The 13,437-nt window shown below is 37.2% G+C and carries 16 protein-coding genes; 14 read left to right on the forward strand and 2 right to left on the reverse strand.

Going from position 1 to position 13,437, the window contains the following annotated elements:
* The first annotated feature begins 91 nt into the window (after nt 1–91).
* From LACWKB8_RS00915 to LACWKB8_RS00925, 3 genes are read left to right on the forward strand one after another with little or no spacing between them, the layout of a single operon-like run.
* The gene (locus tag LACWKB8_RS00915; protein ID WP_038520875.1) at nt 92–775 is read left to right on the forward strand and encodes a TetR/AcrR family transcriptional regulator; all 684 of its coding nucleotides are present in this window, start codon (nt 92–94) and stop codon (nt 773–775) included.
* An 11-nt stretch (nt 776–786) separates the two neighbouring features.
* Nucleotides 787–1,617: a hypothetical protein gene (locus LACWKB8_RS00920; protein ID WP_038520878.1), complete on the forward strand. Its 831-nt coding sequence runs from the start codon at nt 787–789 to the stop codon at nt 1,615–1,617.
* Nucleotides 1,618–1,670: 53 nt separating this feature from the next.
* Entirely contained in the window at nt 1,671–2,144 is a 474-nt protein-coding gene (locus LACWKB8_RS00925; RefSeq protein ID WP_038520880.1) for a nucleoside 2-deoxyribosyltransferase, read from the forward strand.
* A 70-nt stretch (nt 2,145–2,214) separates the two neighbouring features.
* Here LACWKB8_RS00925 and LACWKB8_RS00930 read toward each other — a convergent pair whose 3' ends face one another.
* Nucleotides 2,215–3,204 (reverse strand): CAP domain-containing protein, encoded by a 990-nt coding sequence (locus tag LACWKB8_RS00930; RefSeq protein WP_052059616.1) that lies wholly within the window; start codon nt 3,202–3,204, stop codon nt 2,215–2,217.
* 132 nt (nt 3,205–3,336) lie between these two features.
* On the opposite strand from LACWKB8_RS00930, the gene LACWKB8_RS00935 reads away from it, so the two are divergent.
* From LACWKB8_RS00935 to LACWKB8_RS00970, 8 genes are all read left to right on the forward strand, one after another.
* Nucleotides 3,337–4,374 carry a helveticin J family class III bacteriocin gene (locus tag LACWKB8_RS00935; RefSeq protein WP_052059617.1) on the forward strand — a complete coding sequence of 346 codons (1,038 nt, stop codon included), beginning with the start codon at nt 3,337–3,339 and terminating at the stop codon, nt 4,372–4,374.
* Between the two features lie 152 nt (nt 4,375–4,526).
* Nucleotides 4,527–5,612, forward strand: coding sequence for a D-alanine--D-alanine ligase family protein (locus LACWKB8_RS00940; protein WP_038520881.1), 1,086 nt, complete (start codon nt 4,527–4,529; stop codon nt 5,610–5,612).
* Nucleotides 5,613–5,638: 26 nt separating this feature from the next.
* Nucleotides 5,639–6,412, forward strand: a complete 774-nt coding sequence (locus tag LACWKB8_RS00945; protein WP_038520884.1) for a transcriptional regulator — start codon at nt 5,639–5,641, stop codon at nt 6,410–6,412.
* A 133-nt stretch (nt 6,413–6,545) separates the two neighbouring features.
* The gene (locus tag LACWKB8_RS00950; protein WP_038520885.1) at nt 6,546–7,661 is read left to right on the forward strand and encodes a YibE/F family protein; all 1,116 of its coding nucleotides are present in this window, start codon (nt 6,546–6,548) and stop codon (nt 7,659–7,661) included.
* Nucleotides 7,658–8,428: a YibE/F family protein gene (locus LACWKB8_RS00955; protein ID WP_038520887.1), complete on the forward strand. Its 771-nt coding sequence runs from the start codon at nt 7,658–7,660 to the stop codon at nt 8,426–8,428. The genes LACWKB8_RS00950 and LACWKB8_RS00955 overlap by 4 nt, the downstream gene beginning before the upstream one ends.
* On the forward strand, nt 8,415–9,233 hold the full coding sequence (locus LACWKB8_RS00960) for an alpha/beta hydrolase (protein ID WP_038520889.1): 819 nt from the start codon (nt 8,415–8,417) through the stop codon (nt 9,231–9,233). Before LACWKB8_RS00955 ends, LACWKB8_RS00960 begins: the two co-directional genes overlap by 14 nt.
* 177 nt (nt 9,234–9,410) lie before the next feature.
* Nucleotides 9,411–9,674: a hypothetical protein gene (locus LACWKB8_RS00965; protein WP_038520892.1), complete on the forward strand. Its 264-nt coding sequence runs from the start codon at nt 9,411–9,413 to the stop codon at nt 9,672–9,674.
* 182 nt (nt 9,675–9,856) lie between these two features.
* Entirely contained in the window at nt 9,857–10,387 is a 531-nt protein-coding gene (locus tag LACWKB8_RS00970) for a hypothetical protein (RefSeq protein WP_038520894.1), read from the forward strand.
* A 64-nt stretch (nt 10,388–10,451) separates the two neighbouring features.
* Here LACWKB8_RS00970 and LACWKB8_RS00975 read toward each other — a convergent pair whose 3' ends face one another.
* Nucleotides 10,452–11,207 carry a DeoR/GlpR family DNA-binding transcription regulator gene (locus LACWKB8_RS00975; RefSeq protein WP_038520897.1) on the reverse strand — a complete coding sequence of 252 codons (756 nt, stop codon included), beginning with the start codon at nt 11,205–11,207 and terminating at the stop codon, nt 10,452–10,454.
* A gap of 194 nt (nt 11,208–11,401) precedes the next feature.
* On the opposite strand from LACWKB8_RS00975, the gene LACWKB8_RS00980 reads away from it, so the two are divergent.
* Genes LACWKB8_RS00980 through LACWKB8_RS00990 form a run of 3 tightly spaced genes read left to right on the forward strand, consistent with a single transcriptional unit; the run spans nt 11,402 to nt 13,423 of the window.
* Nucleotides 11,402–11,800, forward strand: coding sequence for a hypothetical protein (locus tag LACWKB8_RS00980; protein ID WP_038520900.1), 399 nt, complete (start codon nt 11,402–11,404; stop codon nt 11,798–11,800).
* Nucleotides 11,801–11,840: 40 nt separating this feature from the next.
* Nucleotides 11,841–12,134: a PTS galactitol transporter subunit IIB gene (locus LACWKB8_RS00985; protein WP_038520903.1), complete on the forward strand. Its 294-nt coding sequence runs from the start codon at nt 11,841–11,843 to the stop codon at nt 12,132–12,134.
* A gap of 17 nt (nt 12,135–12,151) precedes the next feature.
* On the forward strand, nt 12,152–13,423 hold the full coding sequence (locus LACWKB8_RS00990) for a PTS galactitol transporter subunit IIC (RefSeq protein ID WP_038520906.1): 1,272 nt from the start codon (nt 12,152–12,154) through the stop codon (nt 13,421–13,423).
* Nucleotides 13,424–13,437: the final 14 nt, after the last annotated feature.

Raw genomic sequence — 13,437 nt, forward strand, 5'->3', positions numbered from 1 at the left:
ATAAGCTAATAATATACCAGTGCCTTTTTGTTTATTTATTCTATATCATTGGTATAATTAAAGCAAAATGTATAGGAGCTGAGAAAACATTATGGCACGACGTAAAAATTATAAAAGAAGACGTACTATTTTAAGTAATACTTTTCACTTAATCAGAGAAAACGGAATGGATAGCGTTTCGTTTCAAATGATTGCAGAAAAATCGGGGATTTCTAAATCTTTGCTGCAATCTTATTATCCACATAAATCTGGCTTAATTGCAGATGTTGTCCGCAACATTCTCAATACGTTAGACAAGCAAGTGCAAAAATTTAGTGCTACTAAAGAGGACGAAGTATGTGCCCGCACCAAAGCCTTTATTTATGCAATTGAAATGTTGGGAATTTATGATGAAGGTCTTAAGCGGATCATTACAGAGGTATTCAAGAGTAATGAATCACTCGACTTTTGGAGTCAAACAATCAATGATTGGTTAAAAGAAAAACAACTATTTGACCATCTTGACTTTCAACCTAAAGAAGTACGAATGGGAATTGCCTTTGTAGTGACCGGTATTAGTCGTCTTTATTATGATAATAGGAAATATGAAGTTTCTCCTGAAGAAATAGCAGATTATGGTACAGAATCATTTATGTACAGTTTTCTGCATTGCTCAAGAAAAACTATTGAAAAGGCGCTCAAAGAGGGTCATGATATCATTGAATCTACTGATATCAAGACCATTCATCATGCAATAGATACAATGTTTGATGAAGACAAGGAGATTGTCTGTTAGGAAGGAAAAATATGGCAAATGGCGCGCGCAATGGTTTGCACAGAATGAGCGAAGAACAAAGCAGTCAATATAAAAAAGCTTTGTCCTTTATTATCTTTCTGATTGTATCGCTAACCATGATTACCGCGACTTTCCTTAATCCCTTTTTTATGAAGGGACAAATTAGAAACAGTAGTAACGAAGCTGTAGTGGTTAGACAGGTTAATAAGCATTTTGATACATTAGCGGAAATAATTGGTGCTAATAAAAATGGTAGTGCCAACCTGCTAACTACTAAGCAAACGCAGCCGATTGCTGATCATATTATTGATTACACGTTGGGTACTCCCTGGTTTAAATTTAATAACATGAATTTAGCTAAACAAATTTTGCATGATATTGAATTAAATATTGACCAGGATTCTTCTAGTGATGCGCAACTAGTACAACACAAATTAAAAGAGCAAGCAAATAATGCTCCCTTTGACGTGAAGGATGCTTTTAATCTGAACACGATCACTTTGGGAGGCAATATTGCATTTATTTTGTTAATCGTTAACGTAATTATACTAGTCATGGCATTTATTAGTTTGCACTCACTGATTAGTGATATGAAGTTATTGCTTAATTCAAAAATGCTGACCCATGAAGTTACCGCATCTGGGATGTGGGCAGGATTTTGGCTAATGCTAAGTGCGGGAATATTAGCTATTATTCCTGTCATATTTGATGTCGAAGGCTTGGCTGTATTGGGCTATGTCTTAGAGATCGGTAGTAGTATTTTCCTCGATTTTGTCATTGCAGGTGTCATTCTTTATATCCTGAGTGCAATTCCGTGGGAAATCAGCTCGCCAAATAATTAGGCAATTTAGGTGTCAAAGAAGCAACTTATCATTGCTTGCCAAAGGAAGTTCAAATGAAAATTTATTTTGCTAATGCTCTGTTTTCACAGGCAGAAATTAATTATAATGCGCAATTGGCTGCTAAAATTCGTCAAATTGATGATGCAATTGATTTATATTTGCCCCAAGAAAACGCGTCAATCAATGATAAACAAGCGTATGCTGATTCTAAAATGATTGCTCAAGCAGATACCGAGAAGTTGGTTAATAGTGATTTAATGATTGCGGTGCTTGATGGGCTTAGCATTGATAACGGTGTTGCCAGTGAAATAGGCGTCGCTTATGCAAAAGAAATTCCGATAATTGGCTTGTACACAGATACACGTCAGCAGGGCGCTGATAATCAAGAAAAGTTGCAGGCTTTGACCCAGATTGCTGAAAACCAGTTTCACTACGTTAACTTGTATACTACGGGTCTAATTAAACTTAATGGTACCATTGTCAATAATGAAAATGATTTATTGGCAGCCGTAGCCAATTACATTTAAAAATGTGCTCAGTTTAAAGTAATACATTAAAAAACCGCGAAGAATTAACTTCGCGGTTTTTTATATTGATCTATTTAGTTGCAAGTTGAAACAGTTTAAAACTATAACTGATTAAGCCCGTGATTTTTACTTCATATTCATGGCCAACTATTAGCGGCATTGATCCAGGATAATAGGTAATAATCGTTTCAAAGTTGCCGTAACCGGTCTTACTATAATTGTGTACGTTTTTTGCTTGATAAGTTTCACCATTATCTTTATCGGTAATAGTAATGGTTGGCGTTCCCTCAAAATGACGGCTAGAAAGATAAACTGACCAGGCAATATTTTCACCTGCTAAAAGTTCAATAGGGAAAACGCCAGCACTAGGATATGTGACCATTTCTTGGCTCGGAGAGCGGAAAACGTCAACCGGATTGAATACTTTTTGCACAGAATAACGGTAGCCGTTCGTACCATAAGCCGCACCGATACCAGTTGTAGTTAAGCGCGTTGATAGCAGCCAAGCACGATGACCGGTGTCTGCTCCGCCTAAGTTATAGCGGTCAGTCAATAAATCAGTGATAACTTCTCCTGCAGATTGGTCAGTGGTATTGAAATTAAGATTTGCTTGATTAGATGTGTTACGAGCAAGTTGCCAAGTATCTTTGCTAATCAATTTGGGACGCTTATCATGAGGTAAATTATGCTGGTTAATCATCGGGTTAGCATTTAAGGCAGCTAAAACAGCTGCGGTTTTTTGCGCGGCAATATTGTCCTCCGAGTTTTCATTTACCGGATTTAACCCAAACAATTCGCGGTAATAGTTTGTGTACGCCAATTGACTAGTGAGATATGCAGGTACAAGCACACCCTGCTTAAATTTGGTTTTAAAATGGGGTTTAGTTAAATAAAGGTTATTAAAGTTAAAAGCAGTTTTATCAAGCTGCGCGTATTCCTGTTGCAGCTTGTTTATCTTGCTCGCTTCACTTGGTGTGAGTTCCGCAGCGTATGTTTGTGTATTGCTAAAAGGAAAAAAGAAAAGCAAACATAAGAGGGCAGTATATATTTTTTTGAACATTTAAAGATGCTCTCCTTTCTTTAACACTAATTATAGGGCAAAATAAAAATAGGTATGTGTAAATTACCAAATGATAGTTATATTTAATAATTTGAATGGCTTTTTGTAAAGAACTTTTATAAGGAAAAGATTTTGACTAACAGTGAAGGTATGCGACTAGCAAAAAATATCAGTATCACTTTAACAGCTAATTTAGATGACTGGGACGGGGTCACTGGACCAGTAGACCAGGACTTGCGACAGGTAGTAGTGCAAAAAACCAGTATCAATGATGGCAAACTCTATGCTATGCAGCGCGTTGCGGGTGATACTCTGGTTTATCGCGGGCAAAATAACATTAATGCTGCTTTTAATAAAAAGATACCAGTTTTACATTTAACCGGTTCAGCAGCAGGACATACACAAACATTGGAATTTGCCGGCAGATCTGGTCAATGGTTTATAGGCACCAAACCGAATGATTTAAATCAAAGTTGGTCGACATGGTCTAAGCAAGTCGCACGTATCAAAATGCCGCATTATTTTAAAATTGCTGCCAATACCAAAATGCAGCAGCGATTATCAAATTTGAATTATGCAGGAGCAGATTTGGGCATCAGCTGCTCTGGAGAGCAGTTTGCACGTGTAGAAGTCGCTGTGTCACCTGATCTGCGCTACTTTTTAGTAGCTTATGGCGATAATGACTACACCGGCTATTTTGCGCTTTATTATCTAACTGATATTAATAATGCTCTTGATCATGCTGTAACTACAACCAAACATGTTGATATTAGAACGATAAATTGCATTGCTGCATTTAAAGCGCCCAATTTTTCTGGTCATGGTGGGTTAGTTGGTTCGCTGCAAGGCTTTGCTATTAGTAATAACCGTGATATCTATCTTTCCAGCCAATTTGCAGATGATAGGTTAGGTCGGGATAGAAAGATTATTAAAATTCCTTGGGCAGCAGTTGATCCTCAGGCTTGGGAATTAGTTGACTTAGCTGGTGCAAACAAGCTAGAAATTCCCGGCTATTATACAGAACTGGAGGGCTTACAACTAGCTAGTACGAATGATGTTTACCTGACTGTAGCTTATCATCAGTCTTTTGTCCCAGCTGCTCCGGACAAACACCCAACAAAGATCAATAAACTTTATGAAATCACTTGGGATTCAGATAACGATTTTTAATATAGTATAAATTTTGGGGATATGATTTTGCTTTATGCAAGACTTTTTGCTTATAATAAAAAATATTCCTAAAAAATTGTCTAATTTACAATTCTTCGGGTTTTCTTGCCGTATAATTAAAAGTTAGAAACAATGACTAAGAGGTAAAAATAATGACTAAGAAAACACAAGTTGGTTTAATTTTTGGTGGTAATTCATCCGAATATGAAGTATCAATTATGTCTGGCCATAATATTTATAATGCCATCGACCAAGATAAATTCGATGTGCATCCAATTTGGATTACTAACGACGGCTATTTAGCAAGTGAAGAAGACTCTTTTAAAGTCTTAAAAAATCCTAAATATACCATTGAAAATCCTCATGAAGTTGCCAACATTTCAAATTTAATTCAATTAAAGAATTTACCGGAAATTGATGTTTTCTTTCCGATTGTACACGGCAATTTAGGTGAAGACGGTTGTTTGCAAGGGCTATTCCGCATTTTAAATAAGCCTTTTGTCGGTGATGATGTGTTAGCTTCGGCTGTGACAATGGATAAGGAATTTACCAAAATTTTAGCACAACGCGTCGGCGTTCCTGTAGCTGACTGGATCGCGATTAAGCGGTTTGAATATGAAGACGCTGCTAATGCCAAGCGGGACTATGACAAGGTCAGTGCTAAACTTGGTAGCGACCTCTTTGTTAAGCCGTCAAACCAAGGTTCTTCAGTTGGGGTTCATCATGTTACTAACAAAGAGGAGTTTGATGATGCTCTAGCCGATGCTTTTAGATATGATGATAAAGTTTTAATTGAGGAAACTATTCACGGTACCGAAGTTGAGACTGCGGTTTTAGGTAATGATCAACCAATTGTTTCCGGTGTCGGACAAATTATTAATGCAGCTGGTACTTTCTACAGTTATGAAAATAAATATGATGATGATTCCACTACTACCTTGCAGATTCCTGCCAAATTACCTCAAGAAATTGTAGATAAAGTTAGAGCTAATGCCCTAAAAGTTTACCAAGTCACAGAATGTAGTGGGTTAGCTCGTGTTGACTCCACACTGCGTGCCAGCGATAATAAGATCATCTTAACTGAAGTGAACGCTTTACCCGGCTTTACCAATATAAGTATGTATCCTAAACTTTTTGAAGAAGCAGGTATTTCATATTCTGAATTAATTACCAGCTTGATTGAGAAAGCCCAAGAGCGTTTTAACCATAAGAAAAACTTGTTACATAAGATTGGTTAATTTAATTGTGCTAGGGAGTATATCTGATGAGTGAAGATAAGCATAATTTTGAAGAATTAACCGCACCGGCTGCAACGGCTAAGAGATTGCACATTAGTGTGGCTACTTTACGCAAATATTCTTTAATTGTAGAGAAAATTACCGGTAAACCCGATTATTATGCACGTACTAAGCAAAATGCCCGCTTATACAGTAAGCAAAATGTGCGTGATTTGGAAGATTTTCACCAATTGGCTCAGGATAACGGCTTAACCTTGCAGGAAGCCGCACAGCAAATTTTTGCAGTTACTGACAAAAATGAACGGATTAAGAGAAAGGAAAGTGGCAAAAAACAAGAAGTAATGTCCACTTCCCAAATGGTGAAATTGCTGAACGCTTTGCAGCAAACGATTGGCCAGCAAAATACGGCTCTTAACAATCTGCAAAAACAGTTAAACCAAATTGAAGAACAGAATAAAGAGCTGCTCAAAAAGCAGGAGCAATTAGAACAGCCTGCTGCCAAAACAAGTGGTGCTGCAGAAGATTTTAGTGTGTTACCGGATATTTCGGGAATTGTGACTGATGATCCTATCACGGATGTGCAAGAAATGCCGGCAACTAAACCGCTAACTGCGGCTGAAAAGCGGGCTCAAGTAGCGCAGGATGAAGGAAAGTCAAGTGAGCAGATGCATGAGGAAATCTTGGCCAAGGCAAAGGAAAATGCGGAAAAGAGTGCGAACGCCAATGCTCACCGCACTTTAGCAGATATGCAGGTGGAACCGGAAAAGACACATTGGTGGCAGCGGTTCTTAGATATGTAATAATTGAAAACGACTTTTAACCAAAAGTCGTTTTTTATAATAGTTAAATTTTGCAAATTTAACTAAAAATTTATTTATATTGACTGCTTTTAAGTTACAGTAGGTAAGTATAAATTGATGGGAATGATTTTGATTGAAAAAAATTAAGAAGCGCTACTTATTTGCGGTATTAATTGCAGTCGTGGGTTTAATTTTAACCACTTGCACCTACTTTGCGACAGATATTTATTCTAAAAATGATGTAGCCGTAGTGACCGATAGTCAAATTAAGGATGCTTTAGAAGAAAAAAGTACCGATGTCTATGGCAACAAAGACGAAACCAGAAAGCAAGTTCTTCATTTAAAGGTCTTGTCAGGAAAATTTAAGGGTCAGACATACAAAACTACCAATATGTATTATCCGTCACAATTAGTCACCCAGAAGTTCCGTGCCGGTCAGCGATTATTTGTTAATATCAAACATGGCGAGCCGATCATCCAAGACCCTAAGCGTGATTGGGTATTAGTTTTAGCAATGACTGTGATGTCTACGCTATTAGTGGCAGTTTCAGGTAAGAAATCTTTGAGTTTAATAGCTTCAATGATACTTAGCTGGGTAATTTTCTACCTCGTGATCATGCTCGATATTAAGCTGAATGGTTCTTATATTGTCTTGCTGTTTGGCTTAGCCGATATTGTCTTCTCCTTCTTTAGTTTATTGGTCGTTCAGGGCTTTAACCGCAAAATGTTGGCAACTTGGCTCGCGACTATTCTAGGCACCTTCGTTTCTTTTGCACTATGCTATTTAATTATGCGTCTGACAGGGGAATCGGAAATTAAATATGAAACTGGAGATTATGCCACCCAAGATCCACGAGGTATCTTTTTAGCACAAACCTTATTAGGTATTTTAGGAGCGGTAATGGATGAGGCCACCGATATCATTTCCAGTCTTTACGAACTAGTTCAGACTAAGGCAGACTTAACTGCCAAGCAATTAGTTCACAGCGGGCGCACAATGGGTCAGGAAATCATGGGGCCACTGATTAACGTTTTGGTATTAATTTTTATGTCTGAGGAACTGCCACTGACAATTATTTATTTACGGGATAACAACAGTTTGCGCTCCACTTTCGGTTTTACACTCTCTCTTGGTGTTACCCAAAGTGTCATTTCCGCGATTGGAATCGTTTTGACAGTGGTCTTCGCGACTGGATGCAGCCTGCTATTTTTAGAAGAAAAAAAGTGGAAAGCGGGGAATAAAAAATGAGTACGTTAACTGCTTTATTAATTGTGTTAGCAATTTTAATGACAATTGTTGGTGGAGAAACCGGAATTCGCAGTTTTTTCAGCGTATTAATCAACACATTGTTGTTAATTTTAGTGGCTATTCTAATTTCTTGGGGCATCAATATTCCACTTCTGATTTTGATTTTTGTGCCGCTAAAACTGGTAACCATAATTTTTCTTGGAACACATGATTATCAAGTTGCGAAAAACTCTTTTTATTCCTCACTAATTGTGTGTCTGGCAGTTAGCGTAATTATCCTAGGCTTTGAGTGGCTGGCACAAGCTGCCGGTCTTGGTCCTGAAGCGGGCGAAATTCTGGTGGGCTTATCGCAAATGCCGGGATTGAGTTACCCTTTAATTGCAGTAGCAGTTGCTATCTTTTCCACACTGGGTGCTGTAGCTGAATCTGCCGTTGCGATGAGCTCCGGTTTGCTCGAAATCAAAAAGCATAATCCGAAAATATCGTATGAGGAACTCAAGGCCAGTGGTGCTAAAATTGGTAATGACGTATTGGGAACGGCGATGAATACCATTTTGTTTGGGATGTTCGGCAGCTTTCTTTCGTTATTTTTGTGGTACATACGTTTGAATTACACTTTGGGTGAAGTATTAAATGAGAAGATGTTTGTCAATGAAGCTTTGATTATAATGTATTCTTTAATTGGTGTATTATTAACAGTACCATTAACAACAACATTTTTGGCGAAGAATATGATAAAAGTGGGGCAAAAAGATGAAAGTAAATGATCTAACGTTAACTAATTTTAACCAGCGCAAATTCCAGCTGCATACATATACATTGGGATCAATTGGCGAATTGGTGACTCCCAAACATCCCCTCGCAATAGTAATACCTGGTGGTAGTTTTGACCATTTATCAAAAAGAGAAGGCGAGCCGGTTGCATTGGCTTTTAACAATTGCGGTTTCAACAGCGTGGTGATGGAATATAACTTGGTGCAAGATGAAGGCGACATTTATCCAGATGCTGGTCTTGATGTCTTGACCACTGTTAAGTATTTTCGTGAACATGCGCAAGAATACCAGATTGACCCTGAAAAAATTGTGACGATCGGCTTTTCAGCCGGTGGACACGTTACTAGTTTTGCCAACAGTATGGCTAATTCTGCCAAATACCAGCAAGAATTTGGCTTTAAGAGTGAAGAAGTTCTGCCTAATAAGACTATTTTGGGCTATCCCTTAATTAATTTGACCAAGATCGGTTTTGATATTCCGGCAGATGAACAAGATAAAGTTCCCGCTGATGAATTTATTAAGGACAGTTCTTTAGGTGTGACTGCAAATACGCCGGCAACTTTTATTTTTCATGCTTGGGATGACCCCATTGTTCTTGTGACTAATACGTTTGAGTATATCGAGGCCTTACAAGAAAAGGAAGTGCCGTGTGAAGTTCATATTTTCAATCGTGGTGGTCACGGTTTTTCTTTGGCACGTAAAGACATGGTGGTTAAAGGCAGAAGATGGCAGGAAAATCCGCATGCGGCGCATTGGTTTGAACTAGCGCAAGAATGGTTAACAAGTGAATGGCAATAAAAAGGAGTACGAGTTTTGTACTTCTTTTTTGTTCGGATTTAGAAGATTTAATTATAAAATTCTAATAATATTCATATTAGAAACAAAAAATTTAAATTATTTTAAGCAAAGGGGTTGCATTTATTTTTAAAGGGTATATAATGCTGGTATTTAAATCGAAAGAAAGGACATGATTTTTTGAAGTTAACGAAGATGAAAATTTTAACGGCAATTAATGGTTTACTAACTCTAAGCAGTCTAATCATGTTATTCTTTGGATTATGCAACCAAGTTAATGAGTCAAAGAATCTGCTAGATGAGGAACAGACAATTACGCTGAACAATAATAATATGATTATTTTGGCAGCTGTAGTTGCGTTGATGGTCTTCGGCTATGCGTTCTTTGCGACTTGGTTAAAAGGTGAACCCGCAAAGGCTCATTTGTTAAGACACAGAGCGTAGCTGATTAGGAAAAAGCGGGCTGTACTTCAATAGTTGAAGTATAACCCGCTTTTTTTGCGCCCAAAATTAGGGAGCGAGCTTATTCTAATTACTTTTTTAGATAAAGTTGCTTGTTTAAATAAAGATATTTATGATGAACATAGTAGTGAAATAATAAGAAATGCTGAAAAGGAATTTTGCCAATGAGTAAAATAAAAGATGAAGTTTATGATCCATTTTTACCCACTTTACTAATATCTCTACATCAAGAGTATGTAAAAGAAATTTTAACTGGTCAAAAAATAATTGAATACCGCAAAAGTTTTTTCAAAGATAGTTTTCAAGCCTTTGTCTATACTACTGGCAGTGCTGGCGGCATTCAATTATTTATTAAGTGTGCCCCGCTAATTCGCAATAATGCTGCTAATTTAGCGCAAATTGGTCAGGAAATTCAAAATGATGATTATGCTGAAATTTATGACTATTTTATGCCTAAAGATGATGGTTGCATTATTCCGATTTTAAAATCTAGTGCTGTTAAAAAAATTACGCTTGAGCAGCTGCGAGCAGTTTTACCCCAAATTGTTGTTCCGCAAAAATATTTGTTTTTAGATCGACCTGATAAAGCAGATTTGCTCAATTTTTTATTAAACCAAGAATGCGATAATTTAATCATTAATAACTGGGATAAGCGGTATGCGCTAATTAAAAATATACTTGCCGGCAAAAACTGAGTGGTAAAAGAAAAAATAAGTCTTGAAGGACCTAAATCTTTCAAGGCTTATTTTTATTGGCAATTTACCAGATAAGTTCAATATCATGCTTATTGCAATACTTGATCGTATCTTTAGGCGGTTTCTTGTCAGAGATGATCGCCTTAAAAATCTTTAAAGTACTTGCTTTAATAAAGTCGCTTTGTTCAAACTTGCTGCTATCCATTAGGAGCAAACTTTCCTTGGCATTGGCAATCATTGCCAAACGAAAGTTGGCCTGCTCCTTGTCAGTGATATAAACACTGTCGTTTAGCAGGCTGCCAAAAGAAACAATTGCCAAATTGGTATTGTAATTATTGATTTGAGCAATCGTGTCACTGCCAACGGTTCCTCCGAAACTTCTGGGGTTATGCCCGCCCAAAGTATATAACGTCACATTTTCTAATTTACTCAATTTATAGGCATGCAGCAGCCCGTTGGTAATAAACACCAGCTTATTCTTTCTAAATAAGTAGTCTGGAATAAAGCTGGTGGTAGAACTTGAATCCAAAAATACAGCCATATTGTTGGTAATAAAAGAAGCTGCTTTTTCACAAATGTATTTCTTGCCCTTAACATTCTCTTGTTCACGCACGGAATAAGGAAACTCTAAGTTTGTCTTGCCTAATAAGCTGACATAGCCAAACTTCCTGCTAATCATGTTTTGCTTTTCCAGTAAGACCAAGTCCCGCCGCAGGGTTGACTGACTAACATAAATTTTAGTGGCTAGTTCTGACGTTTTAATTTTTCCAACCGAATTAAGAATATTCATAATTTGTTGCAATCTACTATCTTTATACAAAATTTATCCTCCATTCACAACTAATTTACTAATTTTGATGACTAAGTATGAACAAAATAATCAAAAAAAGTGAACAAAAATCATAATACGTGAAACGTATTGCTTATGAAAAATAGTGTCATTACAATTAATTTTGAAATCGGTTTCTAAAAAAATTATATAGAAAAATTAACGTTAATGAAAGGAAAAGTAAATTGATAAATTTTGTAAAGGCGCTTAATGATCTTTTTTTGGGCAATCTGGGCAAAGGAATCATCCATAATATTTCAACAAACCGAATATTTTATGCAATTGGCTTCCTAATTTACGGCTTTTTACTAATGTATGCTCACATTATTTATCTTTTTTATGTTCCTAAGGAGATTGAAAAAGTTGTATTAAAGAATCGAGATTTGGCTCTTGGGCAAATTTATGAGTTATGGCTTAAGCATAAAATGGCAATGAGTTTTTGGTTGCTAGTACCAACTAGAAATGAGCTTTGGGTACAAACACTTAGCTCCTCAAGCGGTAGTTATGATGTTTTGTTTTTTAACAAAAAGAATAGTTACCAGTCTGAATATGATTTATTAACTGCTATCTATCGAAAACTCTAAGGAGTTAGCTTTTGGTCAATTAAATACTGGGAGAACAATTATGAAAAAGAAATTATTATATGTTTGTTGTGGTACAGGGATAGCCACATCAACAATTTTAAACAAGAAAGTAACTGATATTGTATCGGACTTGAAAATTCCCTTTGAGATAGTCCAGTGTACTGTCGCTGATATACCAGCAAAAGTAGCTAGTAGAAGGCCAGATTTGATAGTGTCTTCGACAATGATTTCCGCTGATATTGGTGATGTCCCCGTAATTTTAGGGCAATCACTTTTAACAGGTATCGGCAAAGAAAAGACAGTCGCTAAAATCAAAGAAATATTCGAAGGCTAAACGGAGGGCAATACATTATGGAACTAATTCTCAATTTTTTCCAATATATCGTAAATTTAGGTGTTAGTGTCATGATGCCAATAATAATTACCATACTAGGTCTCATTTTTGGCAAAAAGATTGGGGTGGCTTTTAAAGCAGGATTGACTGTTGGAATTGGCTTTGTCGGTATCAACGTGATGTCGGCAATGATGATGAATTCAATTTCGCCAGTAGTCAAAGCTCTCGTGAAACAGTATCACTTTCATCTGACAGCAACTGATACTGGTTGGCCGGTGGCTTCATCAATTGCTTGGGGGACTCCGGTAGTACCCTTTGTTTTCTTAGCAATCATTTTGACTAATATCATTATGATTGCATTCAACTGGACCAAGACTATGGATATTGATATCTGGAATTATTGGCAGCCGTTGTTTACAGCCAGTGCGCTTTATTTAACTACTAAAAATATGTTTATAGCAGTATTAAGCGCGGTGATTAACATGGCAATCATATTTAAACTGGCTGATTATACGCAAAAGGATGTGGAAGAAAATCTAGGTCTGGAAGGAGTTTCGTTTCCAGGATTGCAAACTACGAACTGGGCGGTGATAGGCTATCCCTTAAATTGGCTGCTCGATCAGATACCGGGCGTGAAGAAAATTAGCTGGACGCCGGAAAAATTACAACAACATTTGGGTATTTTCGGTGAACCAATGATGATGGGCTTAATTATCGGTGGTGCTATGGCGGCAGTTGCGAGAATGTCTGTTGCCAAAATATTGACTACAGCAGTAGCAATTTCTGCGAGTTTAGTCTTAATTCCGCGCATGGTAGCCATTTTAATGGACGGACTATCAACTATTTCCGAAGCAGCGCAGGAATTTATGCAAAAAAGATTTAACGGTAAAAAGCTCTACATCGGGATGGATGCAGCTTTAGGAATTGGCAACCCGTACGTCTTAACGTTGGGATTAATCATGGTTCCGATCACAATGATTTTAGCTTTTATCCTGCCGGGCAATAAGGCAATGCCACTTGCCGATCTAACTGCCTTACCGTTTTACGTTATTTTTGCCATTGTGCCTTCAAAAGGCAATTTGTTCCGCGGCATCATCATTTCCTTATTTATTTGTAGCATTACGCTTTACATGTCGAGCTTTGCCGCACCGCTTTTGACTAATTTAGCTTCTTCAATCGGCTATCACGTTCCGTCTGGGATAACACAGATTACTTCTCTGGCAATCGGTACGCAGTGGTATTCATGGATAACATATTACCTGCTTAAGTTGTTAGCCGGAATTTTGTAGCTGAGGTGGTAACA

It is taken from the genome of Lactobacillus sp. wkB8, assembly GCF_000761135.1.
In the GTDB taxonomy this organism is placed as follows: domain Bacteria; phylum Bacillota; class Bacilli; order Lactobacillales; family Lactobacillaceae; genus Lactobacillus; species Lactobacillus helsingborgensis.

Excerpts from the sequence above, each read along its gene's own strand:
- LACWKB8_RS00930 (WP_052059616.1), bottom strand. The coding sequence starts at position 3,204 with ATGTTCAAAAAAATATATACTGCCCTCTTATGTTTGCTTTTCTTTTTT.
- LACWKB8_RS00990 (WP_038520906.1), top strand. The coding sequence starts at position 12,152 with ATGGAACTAATTCTCAATTTTTTCCAATATATCGTAAATTTAGGTGTT.
- LACWKB8_RS00960 (WP_038520889.1), top strand. The coding sequence starts at position 8,415 with ATGAAAGTAAATGATCTAACGTTAACTAATTTTAACCAGCGCAAATTC.
- LACWKB8_RS00985 (WP_038520903.1), top strand. The coding sequence starts at position 11,841 with ATGAAAAAGAAATTATTATATGTTTGTTGTGGTACAGGGATAGCCACA.
- LACWKB8_RS00940 (WP_038520881.1), top strand. The coding sequence starts at position 4,527 with ATGACTAAGAAAACACAAGTTGGTTTAATTTTTGGTGGTAATTCATCC.
- LACWKB8_RS00945 (WP_038520884.1), top strand. The coding sequence starts at position 5,639 with ATGAGTGAAGATAAGCATAATTTTGAAGAATTAACCGCACCGGCTGCA.
- LACWKB8_RS00970 (WP_038520894.1), top strand. The coding sequence starts at position 9,857 with ATGAGTAAAATAAAAGATGAAGTTTATGATCCATTTTTACCCACTTTA.
- LACWKB8_RS00955 (WP_038520887.1), top strand. The coding sequence starts at position 7,658 with ATGAGTACGTTAACTGCTTTATTAATTGTGTTAGCAATTTTAATGACA.
- LACWKB8_RS00915 (WP_038520875.1), top strand. The coding sequence starts at position 92 with ATGGCACGACGTAAAAATTATAAAAGAAGACGTACTATTTTAAGTAAT.
- LACWKB8_RS00925 (WP_038520880.1), top strand. The coding sequence starts at position 1,671 with ATGAAAATTTATTTTGCTAATGCTCTGTTTTCACAGGCAGAAATTAAT.
- LACWKB8_RS00920 (WP_038520878.1), top strand. The coding sequence starts at position 787 with ATGGCAAATGGCGCGCGCAATGGTTTGCACAGAATGAGCGAAGAACAA.